General features: G+C 45.8%; 24 protein-coding genes. 2 read left to right on the top strand and 22 right to left on the bottom strand.

What is annotated here, in order from left to right; genetic code table 11:
- Positions 1 to 13: 13 nt before the first annotated feature.
- The 12 genes from AT746_RS00370 to AT746_RS00420 form a co-directional block, all read right to left on the bottom strand.
- Positions 14 to 1,228 carry a winged helix-turn-helix domain-containing protein gene (locus AT746_RS00370; protein ID WP_062474851.1) on the bottom strand — a complete coding sequence of 405 codons (1,215 nt, stop codon included), beginning with the start codon at positions 1,226 to 1,228 and terminating at the stop codon, positions 14 to 16.
- A gap of 19 nt (positions 1,229 to 1,247) precedes the next feature.
- On the bottom strand, positions 1,248 to 2,030 hold the full coding sequence (gene blaOXA, locus AT746_RS00375) for a class D beta-lactamase (RefSeq protein WP_062474853.1): 783 nt from the start codon (positions 2,028 to 2,030) through the stop codon (positions 1,248 to 1,250).
- 101 nt (positions 2,031 to 2,131) lie between these two features.
- Complete coding sequence (locus AT746_RS00380) at positions 2,132 to 2,533, bottom strand: GFA family protein (RefSeq protein WP_062474857.1); 402 nt, start codon at positions 2,531 to 2,533, stop codon at positions 2,132 to 2,134.
- 43 nt (positions 2,534 to 2,576) lie between these two features.
- Positions 2,577 to 2,966 carry a GFA family protein gene (locus tag AT746_RS00385; RefSeq protein WP_062474860.1) on the bottom strand — a complete coding sequence of 130 codons (390 nt, stop codon included), beginning with the start codon at positions 2,964 to 2,966 and terminating at the stop codon, positions 2,577 to 2,579.
- Between the two features lie 151 nt (positions 2,967 to 3,117).
- Positions 3,118 to 3,438 carry a quaternary ammonium compound efflux SMR transporter SugE gene (gene sugE / locus AT746_RS00390; RefSeq protein WP_062474863.1) on the bottom strand — a complete coding sequence of 107 codons (321 nt, stop codon included), beginning with the start codon at positions 3,436 to 3,438 and terminating at the stop codon, positions 3,118 to 3,120.
- 94 nt (positions 3,439 to 3,532) lie between these two features.
- Positions 3,533 to 3,694: a hypothetical protein gene (locus AT746_RS19745; protein ID WP_156413590.1), complete on the bottom strand. Its 162-nt coding sequence runs from the start codon at positions 3,692 to 3,694 to the stop codon at positions 3,533 to 3,535.
- Entirely contained in the window at positions 3,666 to 4,160 is a 495-nt protein-coding gene (locus AT746_RS00395; protein ID WP_420480299.1) for a GNAT family N-acetyltransferase, read from the bottom strand. The genes AT746_RS19745 and AT746_RS00395 overlap by 29 nt, the downstream gene beginning before the upstream one ends.
- A gap of 18 nt (positions 4,161 to 4,178) precedes the next feature.
- Entirely contained in the window at positions 4,179 to 4,685 is a 507-nt protein-coding gene (locus tag AT746_RS00400) for a hypothetical protein (protein WP_156413591.1), read from the bottom strand.
- A gap of 57 nt (positions 4,686 to 4,742) precedes the next feature.
- Complete coding sequence (locus tag AT746_RS00405; protein WP_062474869.1) at positions 4,743 to 5,234, bottom strand: hypothetical protein; 492 nt, start codon at positions 5,232 to 5,234, stop codon at positions 4,743 to 4,745.
- An 88-nt stretch (positions 5,235 to 5,322) separates the two neighbouring features.
- Positions 5,323 to 6,189: an HD domain-containing protein gene (locus AT746_RS00410; RefSeq protein ID WP_062474872.1), complete on the bottom strand. Its 867-nt coding sequence runs from the start codon at positions 6,187 to 6,189 to the stop codon at positions 5,323 to 5,325.
- A 22-nt stretch (positions 6,190 to 6,211) separates the two neighbouring features.
- A complete protein-coding gene (locus tag AT746_RS00415) occupies positions 6,212 to 7,564 on the bottom strand; it encodes a hypothetical protein (protein WP_062474875.1) in 1,353 nt (450 codons plus the stop codon).
- Positions 7,565 to 7,655: 91 nt separating this feature from the next.
- Positions 7,656 to 8,045 carry a helix-turn-helix domain-containing protein gene (locus AT746_RS00420; protein ID WP_062474877.1) on the bottom strand — a complete coding sequence of 130 codons (390 nt, stop codon included), beginning with the start codon at positions 8,043 to 8,045 and terminating at the stop codon, positions 7,656 to 7,658.
- Positions 8,046 to 8,507: 462 nt separating this feature from the next.
- On the opposite strand from AT746_RS00420, the gene AT746_RS00425 reads away from it, so the two are divergent.
- Entirely contained in the window at positions 8,508 to 8,729 is a 222-nt protein-coding gene (locus tag AT746_RS00425; protein ID WP_062474878.1) for a hypothetical protein, read from the top strand.
- A 4-nt stretch (positions 8,730 to 8,733) separates the two neighbouring features.
- On the opposite strand, the gene AT746_RS00430 is transcribed toward AT746_RS00425, so the two are convergent.
- From AT746_RS00430 to AT746_RS00445, 4 genes are all read right to left on the bottom strand, one after another.
- Positions 8,734 to 9,105 carry a hypothetical protein gene (locus tag AT746_RS00430; protein ID WP_062474879.1) on the bottom strand — a complete coding sequence of 124 codons (372 nt, stop codon included), beginning with the start codon at positions 9,103 to 9,105 and terminating at the stop codon, positions 8,734 to 8,736.
- A 119-nt stretch (positions 9,106 to 9,224) separates the two neighbouring features.
- Entirely contained in the window at positions 9,225 to 9,716 is a 492-nt protein-coding gene (locus AT746_RS00435; RefSeq protein WP_156413592.1) for a hypothetical protein, read from the bottom strand.
- A 105-nt stretch (positions 9,717 to 9,821) separates the two neighbouring features.
- Positions 9,822 to 10,655, bottom strand: coding sequence for a hypothetical protein (locus AT746_RS00440; RefSeq protein ID WP_062474885.1), 834 nt, complete (start codon positions 10,653 to 10,655; stop codon positions 9,822 to 9,824).
- A 108-nt stretch (positions 10,656 to 10,763) separates the two neighbouring features.
- Entirely contained in the window at positions 10,764 to 11,168 is a 405-nt protein-coding gene (locus AT746_RS00445) for an energy transducer TonB (RefSeq protein WP_062474887.1), read from the bottom strand.
- 101 nt (positions 11,169 to 11,269) lie between these two features.
- Here AT746_RS00445 and AT746_RS00450 point away from each other — a divergent pair, with 101 nt between their 5' ends.
- Positions 11,270 to 12,424, top strand: coding sequence for an IS110 family transposase (locus AT746_RS00450; protein WP_062474890.1), 1,155 nt, complete (start codon positions 11,270 to 11,272; stop codon positions 12,422 to 12,424).
- Between the two features lie 758 nt (positions 12,425 to 13,182).
- Here the strand turns inward: AT746_RS00450 and AT746_RS00455 are convergent.
- From AT746_RS00455 to AT746_RS00480, 6 genes are all read right to left on the bottom strand, one after another.
- A complete protein-coding gene (locus AT746_RS00455; protein WP_062474892.1) occupies positions 13,183 to 13,599 on the bottom strand; it encodes a hypothetical protein in 417 nt (138 codons plus the stop codon).
- A gap of 108 nt (positions 13,600 to 13,707) precedes the next feature.
- A complete protein-coding gene (locus AT746_RS00460) occupies positions 13,708 to 14,211 on the bottom strand; it encodes a hypothetical protein (RefSeq protein ID WP_062474894.1) in 504 nt (167 codons plus the stop codon).
- 119 nt (positions 14,212 to 14,330) lie between these two features.
- Positions 14,331 to 14,711, bottom strand: coding sequence for a hypothetical protein (locus AT746_RS00465; RefSeq protein ID WP_062474896.1), 381 nt, complete (start codon positions 14,709 to 14,711; stop codon positions 14,331 to 14,333).
- Between the two features lie 19 nt (positions 14,712 to 14,730).
- Positions 14,731 to 15,444, bottom strand: a complete 714-nt coding sequence (locus AT746_RS00470; protein ID WP_197414305.1) for a hypothetical protein — start codon at positions 15,442 to 15,444, stop codon at positions 14,731 to 14,733.
- Between the two features lie 125 nt (positions 15,445 to 15,569).
- Complete coding sequence (locus tag AT746_RS00475) at positions 15,570 to 16,079, bottom strand: demethoxyubiquinone hydroxylase family protein (RefSeq protein WP_062474899.1); 510 nt, start codon at positions 16,077 to 16,079, stop codon at positions 15,570 to 15,572.
- 120 nt (positions 16,080 to 16,199) lie between these two features.
- Positions 16,200 to 16,724: a hypothetical protein gene (locus AT746_RS00480; RefSeq protein WP_062474901.1), complete on the bottom strand. Its 525-nt coding sequence runs from the start codon at positions 16,722 to 16,724 to the stop codon at positions 16,200 to 16,202.
- Between the last annotated feature and the right edge of the window lie 103 nt (positions 16,725 to 16,827).

Here is a 16,827-nt window from a genome sequence, read left to right on the forward strand (position 1 = left end):
TCTGACTCCAATATCACCCTGCTGCTTCAAGCGCGCGGCGTAATTCCCGGGTCAGATGTTCCGGACTGGCACTGGTTAACGACACAGAGTCACAATTCTGAAACTGCCTGAATGCTGCGACGGCTTGCGCAAACGCGCTCATAACAGCATCCTGATCAAAGTGATGTTGGTGCAAATACAGCGCCTTGATCTCTAAATGGCTGTTTTTCCGATGGGCTTTGCAATCCATCCGGCCAATAAATTTATCCCGATACAGCAGCGGCAGACAAAAGTAACCATATTGCCTTTTGGCTGCCGGTACATAACACTCTATCTGATAGTCATATTCAAACAGCGCCCTGAGCCTGTCCCGTTGTATAACGCTATTGTCGAAGGGCGACAGAATCAGCATGCGGTTGTTTAAGCGTGGCAGAGGGCGCTCGAGCGCCCCTGTTTCCAGCACAAATACTTCGCCATTTTCTAACTGTACCTGTTCCAACGAGTCCTGCGCGAGCCTGTCGTTTACCAGCGTTTTCATGGCATTACGCAGTTCAGTACTGCGACGCTGGTAAGTCAGTCCTTTAAGTGAAGCCAGCCCGTGGCAGCCTAGCTGCTGGTTCAGCAGATAGGCGGCAAATTCATGCATGTCAGGCATCTGTGTATTGACGTCAGAGGGCAGTACCCGCTCGGTCAGATCATAGGTTTTCTGGAAACCTTCGCGGTCACTGACCATCAGATCGCCCTGCATATAGAGTTGTTCGAGTGCCTTTTTGGCGGGCTTCCAGTCCCACCAGCCGGCGCCTTTACTGGTGCTGCTTTCGATATCGCGGGAGCGTATCGGCCCCTCTGAACTTATGCGGGCCAGCAGTTCACCCATAAGCTTCTTATCAGGGTTTTTGTTCCAATGGGTCTGGCCACTCTTGATGGCATGTTTATAGGGTAACGAGAAGCGAAAATCTGCGATGGGTAAAAAAGCCGCGGCATGTGACCAATACTCGAAAATGTCTCTGTCGAGCAGCATTTTATGGGTCATGGCGGGCCTGAATCCTGGCACCCTGGAGTAAAAAACATGGTGGTGCGCTCGCTCTACCACCGATATGGTATCGATCTGCACATAGCCTATATGGTTGATTGCTTGACGTGCCCCGGCCAGACCACGCCCATATGGCTGTGCCTGCAACAAACCCTGTGCAGACAAGGCCAGGCGGCGCAAACGCGCGAGCTGCTGTGGACGTTTAATTTCAATCATGCCTGCTCTGCCTTTGCTCTCACAGTACTCCCAGGGTTTCAAGGCTGGCCTTACCGATCTCAATGCGCTTGCTGACGTCGGCCCGCTGCTGAATATCGATATTCAATGCAAAGGTATACAGGCGCTCCCCTTTTTGCACCCAGCCAACCCACCAGCCGATATCCGGATCAGTGACCACTCCCCAACCTGTTTTGCCGTAAAGTTGCCAGTTACCACCCTGTTCCAGCAGAACAATTTCGCGCACGCTGTGCTGGATATCCGGGGCTATTGGCAGTTTGCCCTGGGCCAGCCTTGCCAGAAACCTGGCCTGCTCGACGGCGCTGATCATCAGCGGGCCCTCCAGCCAGAACTTATCCACTGTGTCACCGATCTCTTTGTTTCCAAAACCAAGCTCCGAAACCTTTTTGCCCATTCGCTCCAGGCCAATTCGGCGAGCCAGCTCCTGATAGATCGGCACATTCGACACCTTGATAGCCTCGCGCAGTGCCATGTCTTTTTCCCACACATCGAAGGGTTGAGGTTGACCACCATAAGGCAAAACCTCATCAACGCTCCTGACGGCTTTTACAGAAAGGCCAATCAGGCTGTTTGCTATTTTAAAGGTAGAGGCAGGAATAAAGCGCATTTCAGAACGGGCCTGATTGTGGCCTGTAAACTTACCGGCATCCACATCATAGAGCACAAAAGTGCCTGTCACACCGGCCTGTTTGAATAGCGCTCCGACTTCAGCGCTTTCTGTCCAGTCTGCCGGGTAAACTTGTAGTGAGAAAAATGCGATCAATGCAACGAGCACTGGCTTCATGGGTATTCCTTGTGTTTTTGGGTAGCAATGGGGTTGATTGCGGTTTTGTTACTGCCAGGGGCACTGTTTATGGAAACAAAACCGGCTGGTGGCAACAGCGCTCATTCCGGCAAACCCCCGAATTCCGGAACCTGATTCAGCTCTCTATCCCAGGCGGCTTTACTGGATGAGAAAATGTGCGCAGTGGGGGCCATTGCAAGGTTGGTGTCCAGACATCCTGCGGGAACAACCAGCAATCCTGCTGCCTGAGTGTCTGGCAAGGCCGAACCACACAACTTACAAAAGCTTTTGTTATGACGGGTACCGGCAAGGGTGAAGGACGTTACCGCCTCAGCACCAGCATGCCAGATCAATTTAGCCGACTGTGAGAAAAGGTTTGCCGCATGAGCAGACCCGGTATCTTTCTGGCAATGCTGACAATGACACAGGTAAAAGTGCTCAAAGTCCCCCTGTACTTCAAATTTCACCGTGCCACACAGGCACGAACCCAAGTAATGACTCATAAAATCTCCGTATTTTTTCCTGCCGCTGAGGTACACATACCGCCTACTCCACACCTTGCGCAAAGTTGGGCAAAGATGCCACCTGAGTAACCCAGCTAAGCTGTGACTCGCAATAGATATTTATTGCTGGCTCAAGGTTTGACGGGGTGTCGATTGAACCAAAATACAAAATCTTCAGGCCTGCTAACTTAGGGTTTTGGTTGAATATCGGTGTACCGCAGCTTTCACAAAAACTTTTAGTGGCGTTCTCTGAGACCTGCACCGTTTTCAAACAGCCTTTGGTTAAAACAAAACCCTCATCCGCAACCACAACGTAGGTTGAAAACGCGCCTCCGTTCATTTTACGACACAAATTACAGTGGCAGTTTACGATAGCTCTGATGTCTGCCGAAGCGCTAAAGTGAACGCTATTACAGTTACAACTTCCTTGCATGAAACCACCTTTTTGATCAACAAACGGTATACACACGATACGCGATGTGAAAGAGCCACAGATTCCCAATATCTAAGGGGTAGTGGCCCTGCCCGGCGTTTGTGCCCGAAAACGTATCCGCGTTTGAATAACGCCGGTATCAGCCCTGGCGCTATGTTGTTGCTGAAAACCGCAGCCCGATAATACCCAGTATCACCAACAGTAAGCTGAGCATTTTGATCAGGCTGACCGACTCCTGAAACAACAGGATGCCGGCAAGGGCTGCACCCACAGTGCCAATACCCACCCAAACAGCATAAGCCGTTCCCAGCGGCAGGGCGCGCATGGCCAGGCTGAGCAGATAAAAACTGCCCATCATGGCCAGCAGTGTAATAAAAGAGGCAATGGGTCTGGTAAAACCGTCGGTATATTTGAGCCCGACCGCCCAAACCACTTCCAGTAAACCCGCGCAAAACAGAATCAGCCAGTTCATATTGACTCCTCGCATGCCAGGGGTCGTCCCCTTAAGGTATCTGGTGATTCAGAGTCGTCCCTGAAGCACTGTGTTGATGCCGTGGATAAGACTATTACTTTGTCTGAACCCTGAATACTTTGTCAAAAGCATCATAGGCCGCCAGATGAAGGGTGTCACCATGATCCAGCTGTTCAAAAAAGCCGAAGTAGGCAGATGTGCTTGCAGGCTTTGCTTTTTCTAATTTATCAAACAGCGCTTTTGCCACACGCTCCATAACCGGCCCTTCTTTGCCCACGCCCACATAAACCGATCTCTTGAGCATATCTATAGGAAGTCTTAGTAAAGCCAATATTTTCATAATATTGTTGTGTGGCTTGACGGGCTAAGGATGTTGTCACTTCTAGTTTTGAACAGAGTCGCTGCTTGCTCAAACTTTTCGCAAAATCAATTAACTGGCTTCCAACACCAGTGCCACGAGCATTCTGATCAACAACGATTGCGGTAATTCTGCAGATTCTTTCTTGAGATGGAAAGTAATCGAAGTATATTACGCTCATTAGCCCGACAACCTTGTCGTTTATTTGGGCAATGTAAATTTCATCACTTCTGTCAGTTTGAGCTAAGACGTCTTTCAAGTTATCCAATGTACTTTCATAACCAAGTTGCAAAAGTAGTGTGAAGACTTCTTTAGCATGGCTGGGGTCTGCTTTCTTAATTTCTGTTTTACTCATATTTTTCATGAGGTAATTCACACCGTGCTAAGTGCCGTCGTTTTGCAGCGTCCCGGAAGCGGAAGGCTGAGCCTTGAGCGCCCGGTTACTGGTAAAATTGAATTGTACAGTAACTGCACCTGAGCCACTAACACCCCTAACTGAAGCAGATGACCAGCTGGTGTTGATAAATTCTGGAAGGGTGATGTGTAACACTGTTGGTGAAAGCCAGCTAAGCTCCGGGCTGATATTGCAGTCGCCAATATACACGTCACTGTATGGCTGTGCATTTTGATTTTCGGGCGAAAATGGCGAAGAAGCCGGATTTATTGCAACCTTTATTGAACACCAACCCGCCGCACCACCGCCCATCTGAGAGTATGTTGTTGCAATATTTTCATTATTTGGCGAGAGAAGAGATGAAATGATTCTTGTATCACCACCAGTGTCCATAAAGGTGAATAGTAGTGCTGCTGCTATAAGGGCTAACGCAGCAATCGCTCCAATAATTGCAAATATATCGACGATGGTACGCGGCATAGTGATTTTACGCATTACCAACTTTCCAGTAACGGGCCCAGGCACGCGGGGCATAATGGCAGCCTGCGATGGTTAGGCATCCTCGCCCCCTTTGTAAGAGAACATCTCATTCTCATACAGTGATTTGAATTTAATCCTAAAGTTTATTGCCTGATCAATCGTCTCAATCACGTTGGGGTCAGTTGAAATATTGGCAAAGGTAACGCTTAGCAGCTGCCTTGAAGTATTGGGTGCGTGGGTAGATCCAACCGCCGGGATATGAAAATCATAATTGATCCCGTGTACCCCAAGAGCTTTGAATATGTCGGGCCATGGATCTTCTGTTGGGTCGGTAATTTCCTGCTCATTCACAAGAATGGCAAATTCTCTCACTACTCCCGGACCCAGCCCCTGGCTTTCCAGCCGATAGTGAAGGCCTTCGATATAGCTTTTATCAATGTGAAAGCGCGGCCTGACTGACAAAATATTGTGCTGTCGGCTTATATGTCCTTGCCATATGGCGACTCCAAAAGCAGCCAAAGCAATTACAGCCGATCCAAGTGCGATGTAGTCAGAATTATCCATAACCCCCTCATGCCTGACAGTAGGTTAAACGGAATTTTCTGTTTAAACAATTAAACGGATCCGGTTTAGATATTTTAATGACTATATTTCATGGCTCAGCAATTCGTGCTTTCAGCACTTGAATAGCTTTGGAATAGCGTTTGTTGAGTGACCGGGCTTGCTCTTTGGATAAGGCGCTGAGGCGGTTGGGGTCATTGTTATCCAGCAGGTCACAGAGTTTGACCTGGATTGCTGCCAAAGGCCCTTTGTCTGCGAGTTGATCTATGCGCTGTGCGTAAGTCAGCCCGTCATTCTTGTTTTTGGTGACGGCGGCAACGGTCTGGATGGTTTGTTCTGAATAGCCCCGTTGGCGTAACTCTTCTGCGGTAATACCACAATCTTCCATCACGTCATGCAAAAGTGCTGCATGACGAGTATCTTCGTCAACACCTGGGAACAGTTCCAGTAGCCGCATTAGAACCCTTAATGGGTGTTGGGCATAAGGGTGGCCGGCTTTGTCGGTTTGTTTGGCGTGCAGGGCAATTATCCATGACTTGGTGGCATGTATGCGGCGCTCGCAATTCCATAAATCCCACTGCGCAGGCGTGACATGGCCATCGTCAAAAAGATGGTACACGTCGATATCATGGAGCTGCTGGGCGAGGGCCTCCTGCAGCTTGGGATTCACCTTAGGGAGGTCTTTCCCTTCGGTGTGGGTTATACAGTTGGCGATCAGAAATACGTCGTCTCGGTACATGTCTTCGATCGGTGGGTTACCCCAGACCGTATTCATAGCCTCACATAATGACTCGATCTTGCCGTGTTGCTGCTCTTCGGGGAAAGGTAGGGAATAGCGCAATTCTGTGTGGTTAAAGTGACTGGCACAGTAGCCCACGATGGCCTTTATAGCTTCCCATTCATCTGGGGAAGCATCCAGGCTCGCGAAGGCATATTCTGTGCGTTCGATCTTAATCATCTATTGTCAGTTCGGGTTGTCGTCACTCTTTGATGATCAGGCTCTCTGCTCTGTTAAGTTTACCTTGTGCAGCATCAAAGACCTGGTCTCCGCTTTTGGTATGCTGCTGGTAGACAGCAATGAGTTGATCGACTTTATCGATGGTAGCATAGGTCAATCGGCTGTTCTGTTGTTTGGCTTGTTTTGCGGCTTCCTCCGCTTTCTGGAACTCATTTCGAGCTGTATCGAAGTCATTCAGCGCATCTCGTCTTAGCTGTTTAATCTTTTCAAAATGTCTTTTCAGCGACTTGAACCCCTTCAACTCAAACAGTGATTCGTTGATTTCTATGAGACGAGCGGCAATCTCGGCCTTCGTTTGTGCAGATTGAATACCATTCGACAATAGCCAGTCGTTATCCAACTTGACCATTTGCGTTACTGCATCCCGGACTGAGGCATTTTGCTTAATGCCCAACCAACGCTCGTAAGTCTTATCACGCAGGAGTTTGACGCCGCCATTGTCGAATACCTGGAAGTTCAGCTTATCAGGATTGATCCGCTCATCGGCGATACGCCCGACCTTTGGCCTGAACTTCAACACCAAAAGCTGTTTGGCACCCTCTATAACTTGAGGGTAATGGGGAAATTGGGGGCAGATTTGACGGATGGAGGGGATGATTTTTTCTTGCAGATAAACGGCGGGATGTGAGTTGAGAATCGCCTTTTTGACCGCCTCGTTATCATATTCCGCGATGACGCTGACGTAGGAATGCTGACACCATTTGGGTCCAGGCTGACTAAACCATGAAATAAACTTTAGGCCTTCGCTCTGATGCAACACGTAGTCATTGATCTCGCTGCGAATAAACTGTTCTTCCACTTCGGCGGTGCTCCGCGGGTCCAGGGCGGCCAATTGTTTAGGATTAAGGTGATATTGCGCATCAAGGGGGCGGTGATCGGTTACTTCAGCCCCTGCTTCACTGACTTTTACCGTGATGCTGTCCCAGGGTGGGGGCTTGTTGCTTTTGAGGGCGGAGACAAGTTCACTCGGGGCCATACTGCCCGGCTTGCGGTACATGGCCAGCGTGATGAAATCGATCTCGGCTTCGGCACCACAAACGCTCTGAATTGCGGGAAGAATGGCATCATGTACCCACTGATGAAGAGGCTTCCCAAGCTCTGCCATTCGTTGTTCGTGAGAAGCGGAATAAAAAATACTGACCGGGATGGCACGACCGGGAAGATTGTGATCTTCACACCAGCGCTGGTTTGATGACCAGGGTGACGAGAGTGCCCAAAGCCCGTCTTGCTGATAAATCACTTTGTCGTCGTTTTGGGCGAATGTTGGCAGAGCAATCAGGAAACCCAGGCCGACAGTTATCGCTTTTAAAATCATATTATCCCTCGATAGTATAAATTAAGCATAATGCTTGCTGGTGACATAAATGCTTTGTTATGCGGTTACCAACAGAAACTTCATAACTCTGTTATTGAGGGACTATTCTCTTAATGTGATTGATATTTAAATAGAGTGGTTTATTTTTCTGCAAAACCTTTATCCATGGTGAATCGATTTCAACTACTTTCCCTTTTATATCGTCACTCAATTCATTAAATTTTCCCGCTCCAAGCCCCATCACAATCAAAACGTCTTTATCTAGTAGTTCATTAATCATTTCTGCATCCTCATATTCGAGGTCACGAATATTCATATCAAAGGTTGATGCAAGAGCCTTTATAGATTGCAGAGATGCGGTTGCTTCTTTTTCGATCCGCTGAATCGTTCTCAGATTCAAGCCAGAAGCAATTGCCAATTCATCCTGAGACCAAGCCCGGTCTTTTCTCATCTTTAGAACTAGACCAACATTAACCTTCATCGAGTATCCATGCCTATTAGCTATAGTGGAGGTAACAGAATACGAGGACTGTCTGGATTCCTTTACGAATTCATTATGTTACTAATGCGAATACTATACGACAGTTTTACGACACCATCCATAGATCCATGAATATATGGGCTTTCGCATCGCTCTCCAAACCGCATAACGCTTTAAACCGCGGAAAACGCGAGCGGTTTGGCGCAGCCAGCGAGTGGTTTTCCGATGATTAACTTGTATGGTTACTGGCTTGCAACTTTATACCCCAACACCTTAATACGTTTGATCGTTTCATATACAGATTTCTGTGATGCCCCAGCGTCTGAAGCAATGTTTACTGTTACAGTTTCGCAGCTCTTACTTAGGTTTGAGACAATATCTTGCAGTAGATCGTCAGAATATCGCTCTGAGCCAAGCATCACATCATTATTTTTAGTTATGGAAATCCAGACATGACCTTCCTTGACTGAGCTTGAGCAAGACGAATACACGAGCGCCTGTGAACATGCGCTTACAAATAGCATGAATGAGATTAAGCAGAGATATCTAAAATTAAACACTATCTTCCTTGTAACCCTAAACGCCGCCACCAGCGGCAAAAAGTTGATGGCGCTTTTGTTGCGCCGTTTGCAAAAAATTGACAGCGAGTTTTTGTCCGGTTTGAGTGGCCTTGTTATGTTTTGACCAACTATTGGCCACAATACCCCTCACTCTTTAATTGTTCAATTAACTGAGTTCCTTTTTCAATTGTTTCTTGGAGCTGGATCTTAAATGGGTATGGAGCTTCGTAGCTATTTTGGGTAATCAAACCTATAGACATATCTATGAATTCACAGTTTTCGTTGATGATCGTTGTCACATCACCTGCTTTTGCCGCCTCGATATTTTCTATAGAAGTTTCAATAATGATTGAGTAACTCATCCTTTGCATTGCAGTTCCCTTGGAATAATCATCTAGGTAGAGCTCAATAGCTTTAACAAGAACCTTGTCACTAACAAAAATGGCGCTGATTGTTGCAGCGATGAATACAATAAAATAAAAAAGTACAAGCTTCTTCATAAACATCCTTGAGAAACATAACGCTTAACATATGGGGGTTTTAGGAGCGCTTTACCAGCGAGTAAAATTCCCGAAATGATGTTTTTGTTAGGTTCCGGTGTTGGGGAAGTTACATTTGATTATAAACCAATTTTTTCACTTTCGTTAAGCATAGCGAACCCCATATTTTCTTCGCCGAAATGACAAATTCTTGTTTTTGATGGATTACCAAAAGAATAGTAGCCTTCTCGACTATTTCCGCTGCCTTCATACGAAAATGCCTTCATGATAAACCAAACATCATCAAAGTACTGAAGCCAAATTGATTTGATTCCTTTGCTTTTAGCGAATGAAATAAATTCATCAAGTCGACCATCAGAAATTTCTACCTTCTTTTTAGTCCCTTTCATAGAAACGACATTTACCGGCAGGTTTTTACCACCATTTTCATCTATCCACTGGACAAGCTCAAAGTTTCCTTTCTCAGCCAACTTAATCAAATGCTCCAAGTTACTATGATGTTCAGACAAAAAGCCTTCTGCTATTTTTTCTGAGTTATTTTTGAGAGGATTATACTCGTCAGAACAACCCAGCATTAAAAATCCAACAATAAAAATCGTGAGAAATTCCATAGGAACCTAACTTTCACTTAAAGGGCAGTAACACAGCGGCGAGAATATCGAGCACGCCGCTGTGTTACTGTCCCAGCGCGCCCCTGCCGCGTTTTAAAGTGCTTGTTATAAGTCACTTTTTAGGTCTTCCTCGTAACTATTTCGAAAACTTGAAAGCTTATCGAATAACTTTTGGAAATCATCTTTTTTATAGATGCTAAATAAAACTTGAACCAAATTTAAGTACACTAACGAAAGCATAATAATTGTGCCTCCACTTTCTCTGCTGTTTTGATGGCTACGGCGAACAACGCTAACCTGCTCGTTATGGAATTTTTCATACTGCTTGACGATGAAAGGGTCTAGGTGAGCCCATTTATTAATCCGTCCATAAAATGTTCCGGACTCAGGGAAAAACTCTTTAAATTTAGTAATGCATTTGTTGGGTTTTAATTTAAGTAGATCTTCTTCATTTAGCCCTTTGGCTGAGTAAGCCCAAGCAAGTTGTTCCAATATTACTTTTGCGACTGCGTCAGTTTCGAAAATGTATTCTTTTCGTACAAGACCATAAGCAGCTTTGAAACTTGCTTCTAGCCTGCAAAGAGCAGCTTTAGCACAAATACTGCTGAGTGAGTTTTCTACTTCAGTTTTTTCTAAATCTGAAGATACCTTGTTTATTATTTTAAACATTCCTCTCAAACTGAGAATCAGGGGATCTCTTTCGTATGCTCCTTTTTTCCACTCTTGCCACGCATAATCATAGCGCTTCATTACATTGTCGATTGACTTGTTACCGAAAGCGTAAGTTGCCATTGCGGCCCAGATGAATTTCCTAAATTCAAGATCTGAATTACTGGGGACTGCTGCAGACATATTTATAATCGATAGAATATCGTAATCATCTAAGTCGCTTGATTTTGAAGTGGTTCTTATTGATTCATCCTCTGAAAAATCACTCATCTAAAAAAAACCTATGTGACTTATAACGCTTTAAACAGCGGAGGACACACGCGCCTTGGCCGTTTTTTGGCCAGAGGGTGGTTTTCCGATGATTTAACTTGTTATCTATCACTTTAATCTGTACTCAATAACTGTTTTCAGATCCTGCTGAGGCTGATACTCGCCATTTTTCTTTGGGGGGAGATATCTCCACTTTCTAAGCGCACTGGTAGCAGACTCTTCAAACATACCTTTAGGGCTTGAGTCTTGAACTTCAATATCAACTGGCGCTCCTGTGGCATCGACGTTGTAGGTCAGCAAGACCCAACCTTCTTTCCCACTACCAAGAGCGAGTTGTGGGTATGCAGGGGCTATCCGTATAACGGGTTCAGGGTACGCCTCAGCACCGACGATTGGTGCTTCCTTTGGAGGTTCAATAACTGTCTCTGAAGTTGATTGACACGCCGCCAACAGACAGGACAGGAAAAGAAATATTATTAGTCTCACTGACTTATCCTTTAGATAGATAGACATTATGACTCCCAGTGAAGGTGCTAGCCTCCGCATCATCGTGGGTTAGCAAAATACCAGAGCCATCATTAGTTTGTTCAAGACTAAATCATTTGGAGGCTAGCATGAACAAACATAGCATGACTTTTATTGGTTTAGATACGCACAAAGACTTCCACGAAGTTGCGTATTGTGAGGATGGTTTTGGCGTGGAGCCGATGCATTACGGGCAGATCCCCTCGAGTAAAGCCAGCCTCACCAAACTGCTTAAACAATTGCAGTCCAGGTACCCAAATGCCACTTTGCATGTGGTCTATGAGGCCGGTCCTTGTGGCTACTGGATTTACCGTCATATCACCAGCTTGGGTCATTGCTGTTATGTGGTGGCGCCATCACTTATCCCCAAAAAGCCCGGAGAGCGGGTCAAGACGGACCGCCGGGACGCGTTGAAGCTGGTGAAGCTGCTCAAGTCACAGGATCTTACCCCGATTTATGTTCCCGAGCCGGAAGATGAAGCCATACGGGATTTATCCAGAGCACGGGAGTGTGCCATGAAGGATTTAAAGGACGCCAAGTACCAGCTTAAAGCCCTGTTACTGCGCAACAATATTCACTATGCAGGCACGGCCAATTGGTCACTCAAGCATCTTCGCTGGCTGACCGAGCTGGTGTTACCTCACCCCGCCCAGCAGATTGCCTTGCAGGAATACATCCAGACCATTAATGAACGCATTGCCCGTCTGGAGCGTCTTGATAATGAATTGACTCACCATGTTCACCGCTGGCGCTACTATCCGGTAGTGAAGGCCATTCAGGCGATGCGAGGAGTAAGATTACTGGTCGCGGTAGGCGTGGTGGCAGAGCTGGGTGATCTGACCCGCTTTGCCCACCCCAGACAACTGATGGCGTATCTGGGACTGGTGCTCAGCGAACACTCATCGGGTGGTAAGCGCCATCTGGGTGCTATCACCAAATGCGGTAATAGCAGAGCCAGGCGATTACTGATTGAGGGCGCTCACAGCTACCGTTATCCGGCCAACATCGGCACAGATATGCAGCTTCGTCAGGAGGGGTTACCCAAAGCCATTGTGGATATCGCCTGGAAAGCCCAGTTACGGCTATGTCGTCGCTATCAGCGCATGAGCAAGAAAGGCAAACATTACAACCTGATAGTGACAGCAATTGCACGGGAGATGGCCGCCTATATCTGGGCAATTGCCAAACAAGTGGTCCTGACCCCGGTCAATCCTAAACTGAGACTCAGTCGGGTACCGGCATGACACACCCTGTTTTGAGCTATTGCACTGTGAAGAGGCCGCGGAAGTGGCGCAACCTACGACGGCGTTAGGATGGCAATAAGACAAGCGCTTATTGACCCACGAACATAGAGTGATGAGAAGGTGCCACGGCGGAAAAAGTAAGGTCAGCTCTGCTTATTCATCGAATAAGTAACCTACGGATACCAGCATGACAACCGACGACATTACTGCCTCATCCGGTGTGATAGCTCAATTTAATTGAGAGAAACAGAACAAACTACGGGCCGAGAGAATGCCAGGGAGGAGTTCGTTTAAACTTGACACTGGGAGTCATACCAACGCCGCCACCAGCGGCAAAAAATTGATGGCGCTTTTGTTGCGCCGTTTGCAAAAAAAGTGACAGCGAGTTTTTGTCCGATTTGAGTGGCCTTGTTATATGTCAAAACCATAATCCAATGCAGAAGGCCAGCATCCCGGCGGTGAACAGTACAAAATAAATGATATGAGGCCAGTTCTTTCTTCTGTTCGCTTTGTAATATCGAATCATCTCGTCAACATCTGACGGAGAAAACCAGCTATCACATCTGTAGCACTTTCTGGTGCCTCCTTTGACATAGGCTCCGCAAGTTAAGCACTTGTATTTGTACCGTAGCCTATCCTCGCACCAATAAGGGTAACTTTCCTTCATGATGTCCCTGACATATAACGTTTCGCCTTTACGGCATTTGCGAGCGATCTGGCCGAAGGCCAGCGAGGTAATGTCCGAAAACAGGCGCTTGTTAGAAGCCGCACGGACTATTCTTCTCGCCACCATTTAAAACCGTTAGAGGATGGCGCGACAAGTGACTGATTATCTTTATATTAAATTGCTCAGCATACAACTCCAATAGCTTATTATGTCTCATATGCGGGTACATCGAACCGTGCTCATCCAAATTTACACCATCAGAAACAACGATTTTCTTTATATCTAAACTCTCAGCACAACTCTTGAATTTGTCCTTTATACCAGGAAGCTTAGAACCAACCATGTAACTGAGTCTAATGAGATATGGCGAGCGCTTTTTTAATGTGGCTTCAGCGTCTAGATGAGCATCTGCAACCAACATCTCGCCAAATGTAAAATGCAACCGTTCACTGGCATCAGAACTCAGAGAGATGAATATGCTAACTAAGGTTATGATAAAAAGTTTCATATGGCTTCTAACGCATTGCTAATTGGCTGCCGCAGCGCAGCGTAGGCAGTCCAGTGGAGGCCACGCTGTTTGTGGCCGGAACGAAATTAAGCAACTTGTTATAAATCATTATGTACCTGAGTACTTTAAGGTTGCCCATAATTTTTTGCCGGTTAAAGAGCTGAGCAGAAACACACCCGAAAAAATTAAAACGAGAGGCTCAGCTGTAACCTGAATGTAGTCTGCAATTCCCGCTTGCAAAGCTAAACTTAATCGCCAAATTTGAATAGCTGAAGTTGGTAAATACGACAAACCAGTTACTAAAAAATAAATGCCTAAAAGTTTATATCCATGTTGAATATTAAAACCAGAGTAACCTTCCTCTGCATTTGACTTAACGTTGTTTGAAAGTGAAGTGCTTACCTTCCACAGTATAAAAGTAATTGTGAGACCTATAACCAGCGTTATCAGGGACATTAATACTGGGAACATTAGCCCTGGCTCCGTTCCTGGCATAACATCAGATACACTGAAAAATAACCCCCAAGCTGCGGGAATAGAAATAATGACAGTGATCAATACATAAATAGCTAATAGCTTAAAACAGATAGCTGAAACGTCCTTTGCACTCATAACTTTCCTAATGATTTATAACGCCCGTAGCAGGCGCATTTATGTAGGTGGGTTTTGTATGCCAGCGTAGCGCCCGGCATACAAAAACGCCGGAATAAATGTCGCACTGACTACGTTTGTTATGTGAATTGATACTCGGCAAAAACACCACCCCGCCAGTTGTCGTACTTGTACTTAACCCTATTGTTTAATAGCGCGTTTATGTTGACTTGCCAAGCTTTGATAGCGCCATGATTTACACCTAAACCTTTTTCAGCGTAGGAGCGAATGCGTGCTATTTTATCGGTTTTGTTTGGCTCGCTATAGGTAACACCAACGATGTAATAAAGCATATGTAGAAAGAAACTTTGTTTTGGGCATTTATGGTCTGTTGCTAATTCAATGAACAGATCCACTTCTCTAGTCCACGAAAGAAAAAGATCCCATTCGTCATGAGGCCATTCATCTTCTGAATAGGCCCAAAGCCTTATCTCTTCTACGGTCGGATTCGTTACTTCCATGCTCGACTCACATAACGCCTCAATCAGCCGACGCGTTAGCGGTCGGCTGCATTGATTTGTTAGCTGCGTACCTACCTGCCCATAGTGATGCGTAAAAGTATAACCATACTAAACCTGGAAGGACCATCCAAAAGTATGCTTCCGCTGCACATAGCGCGACAATTAACGCGGTAACGACAAATAGGAACACATAGAAATAATTTGAACCTTTTATTTGGCGGATAGATATAGGTGCGCCAGCTTTAAATTTTCCATTCATGGCCAGAAGGTTGAGCGCTGCCCAACCTATAAATATAAAAGCGAAAACGGGCACTCCCATGAGAGGTATTCCCATTGAATCCGCCCACCATGGATAAGATCCACGGAAAAACTCAAGGAAAAGGTCGCCAACATACCCGCTAACAGTGAGTAACGCTGCTCCAAACCCAACCAATGCCACTTTAACATTTGAAGTCGGTGCGTTTACAGATAATCCATTACCGAACAAGATTAACGTTGCGCAGCCAAATATTAAAAGCGTAAAGCCATAATCTTGGAATTTATATTTATTTGAAAGATATTCATCGCGAAGCTCATAGAACCTGTTCGAGGCATTTCGACTTCCGAGTTCTTGCCAATCTAAAGCCATATATTTCTCCATATACTCTTCTTCATTTGTATATGCCGAGATGCTAAATGAGTACGCAATACTCAATAACGAAATAATAATGATACCAATGGATATTCGCTTCATAGTGATTTACAGCTAACGCCGCAAGCAGCTGCGGCTTTGTAGTGGATTGTTTTGCGATAGCGTAGCGTTAAATCGCAAAACAAGGAACGCAAAAGCCGTCAGACTGCCTTGCTTTGTTACATGATTTAAAGCTTGGTGGACAACCATATAGCAAACTCCGTTGAGCGCTGGACGAGCCAAAATATTGGCTTATACAAAAATGATTCCTTCCCATTACTGCGCCCCATCTCTCGATGTTCTTCTTCATCTGATTTGATGCTTAGTACAGCGGCATACGCTTCGGCATCATGTTTATTAAGGAAAACCAATTGCCATTCAAGGTGATGCAGAACAGTAGTCTCTATGGAATTAGTGCAAACCCAGATGGCATTGCGCCCCAAAAGCGCGGTCAAGGTGCCCAGAACAGCCCCACCAAATGCCCACAACCCTAGACCATAGCAATGCCGAATTCTACGACTATTAAGGAGTCGGTTAAATGTGGCGTAGTGCTCTCGCTCGTGAAGAAGCATAGCCTCTAGAACAGGAACCAAGTCTTTATATAAAACGCGGGCCACGATCAGCTGAGCACTGTAAATACCTATAGCACCTCGCTCTCCTGCATGATCCACTCTGATTATTCTTTCGATTTCTTTCATGCATCCTATTTGCGGCGAATGGCCATGTAACGCCTCAAACACCGGCTTGGTGAAGTTGGCGGCTTTTTTGCGTACGCAAAAAAAGGTGACAGCTTTACCAAGTCCGCGTGCTTTGACTTGTTAACCCCAGTTTTCGGCAAACACCCATGCCGCATTAAACTCACGGGTACTTGCATTAAATGTAAACTCACAACCTTCATCAGTAAGGTCATTTAGAACCCCTTTTATTACCGGACCGGACTGGTCGGTAAAGCTAATGCCGTCAGCAGATACTCTTTTACCTGACCATTCTAAATGAGGCCCATCGAATAAGGCCAAACAAAGACCATCTGTTGCAACTAGAAACCCAGTTGCCTTGTTGTAGATAATATTGTCGATACCGTCCCATTCAGTTGTTGAAACTATTTCTCTTTTATTTGGATCAACAAAATATCCCTGACCACCTGCAACAACCAAAAATAGCTTCTCATTGGGAACACGAAGGACGGTATTATAGGAACTCCAACCACTTTGACTAAATACGCCCACCCACTCGATATATTCTTCGTCAAAGAACTTTACCCACAGAGTGTTTCCAGACTTTGAAAAATTGTGTTCTTCAAAATCTCCTGATAATGGTGGCCTATCAAGTATCTCTGCTTCCATGATATTGCTCAGTGCTCAATTAGGGTTAACGCCCAGCTAAGGGGCAAAATTTGATGGCAGTTTTTTTGCGTGTTTTTGCAAAAAAGGTGACAGCATATTTTGT

Origin of the sequence: Lacimicrobium alkaliphilum, assembly GCF_001466725.1 — a bacterium.
Lineage (GTDB): Bacteria > Pseudomonadota > Gammaproteobacteria > Enterobacterales > Alteromonadaceae > Lacimicrobium > Lacimicrobium alkaliphilum_B.

Bases quoted from the DNA above. Each gene is read 5' to 3' on its own strand.
- AT746_RS00370 (WP_062474851.1), bottom strand. From the start codon at position 1,228: ATGATTGAAATTAAACGTCCACAGCAGCTCGCGCGTTTGCGCCGCCTG.
- blaOXA (WP_062474853.1), bottom strand. From the start codon at position 2,030: ATGAAGCCAGTGCTCGTTGCATTGATCGCATTTTTCTCACTACAAGTT.
- AT746_RS00380 (WP_062474857.1), bottom strand. From the start codon at position 2,533: ATGAGTCATTACTTGGGTTCGTGCCTGTGTGGCACGGTGAAATTTGAA.
- AT746_RS00385 (WP_062474860.1), bottom strand. From the start codon at position 2,966: ATGCAAGGAAGTTGTAACTGTAATAGCGTTCACTTTAGCGCTTCGGCA.
- sugE (WP_062474863.1), bottom strand. From the start codon at position 3,438: ATGAACTGGCTGATTCTGTTTTGCGCGGGTTTACTGGAAGTGGTTTGG.
- AT746_RS19745 (WP_156413590.1), bottom strand. From the start codon at position 3,694: ATGGAGCGTGTGGCAAAAGCGCTGTTTGATAAATTAGAAAAAGCAAAG.
- AT746_RS00395 (WP_420480299.1), bottom strand. From the start codon at position 4,160: ATGAAAAATATGAGTAAAACAGAAATTAAGAAAGCAGACCCCAGCCAT.
- AT746_RS00400 (WP_156413591.1), bottom strand. From the start codon at position 4,685: ATGCGTAAAATCACTATGCCGCGTACCATCGTCGATATATTTGCAATT.
- AT746_RS00405 (WP_062474869.1), bottom strand. From the start codon at position 5,234: ATGGATAATTCTGACTACATCGCACTTGGATCGGCTGTAATTGCTTTG.
- AT746_RS00410 (WP_062474872.1), bottom strand. From the start codon at position 6,189: ATGATTAAGATCGAACGCACAGAATATGCCTTCGCGAGCCTGGATGCT.
- AT746_RS00415 (WP_062474875.1), bottom strand. From the start codon at position 7,564: ATGATTTTAAAAGCGATAACTGTCGGCCTGGGTTTCCTGATTGCTCTG.
- AT746_RS00420 (WP_062474877.1), bottom strand. From the start codon at position 8,045: ATGAAGGTTAATGTTGGTCTAGTTCTAAAGATGAGAAAAGACCGGGCT.
- AT746_RS00430 (WP_062474879.1), bottom strand. From the start codon at position 9,105: ATGAAGAAGCTTGTACTTTTTTATTTTATTGTATTCATCGCTGCAACA.
- AT746_RS00435 (WP_156413592.1), bottom strand. From the start codon at position 9,716: ATGGAATTTCTCACGATTTTTATTGTTGGATTTTTAATGCTGGGTTGT.
- AT746_RS00440 (WP_062474885.1), bottom strand. From the start codon at position 10,655: ATGAGTGATTTTTCAGAGGATGAATCAATAAGAACCACTTCAAAATCA.
- AT746_RS00445 (WP_062474887.1), bottom strand. From the start codon at position 11,168: ATGTCTATCTATCTAAAGGATAAGTCAGTGAGACTAATAATATTTCTT.
- AT746_RS00450 (WP_062474890.1), top strand. From the start codon at position 11,270: ATGAACAAACATAGCATGACTTTTATTGGTTTAGATACGCACAAAGAC.
- AT746_RS00455 (WP_062474892.1), bottom strand. From the start codon at position 13,599: ATGAAACTTTTTATCATAACCTTAGTTAGCATATTCATCTCTCTGAGT.
- AT746_RS00460 (WP_062474894.1), bottom strand. From the start codon at position 14,211: ATGAGTGCAAAGGACGTTTCAGCTATCTGTTTTAAGCTATTAGCTATT.
- AT746_RS00465 (WP_062474896.1), bottom strand. From the start codon at position 14,711: ATGGAAGTAACGAATCCGACCGTAGAAGAGATAAGGCTTTGGGCCTAT.
- AT746_RS00470 (WP_197414305.1), bottom strand. From the start codon at position 15,444: ATGAAGCGAATATCCATTGGTATCATTATTATTTCGTTATTGAGTATT.
- AT746_RS00475 (WP_062474899.1), bottom strand. From the start codon at position 16,079: ATGAAAGAAATCGAAAGAATAATCAGAGTGGATCATGCAGGAGAGCGA.
- AT746_RS00480 (WP_062474901.1), bottom strand. From the start codon at position 16,724: ATGGAAGCAGAGATACTTGATAGGCCACCATTATCAGGAGATTTTGAA.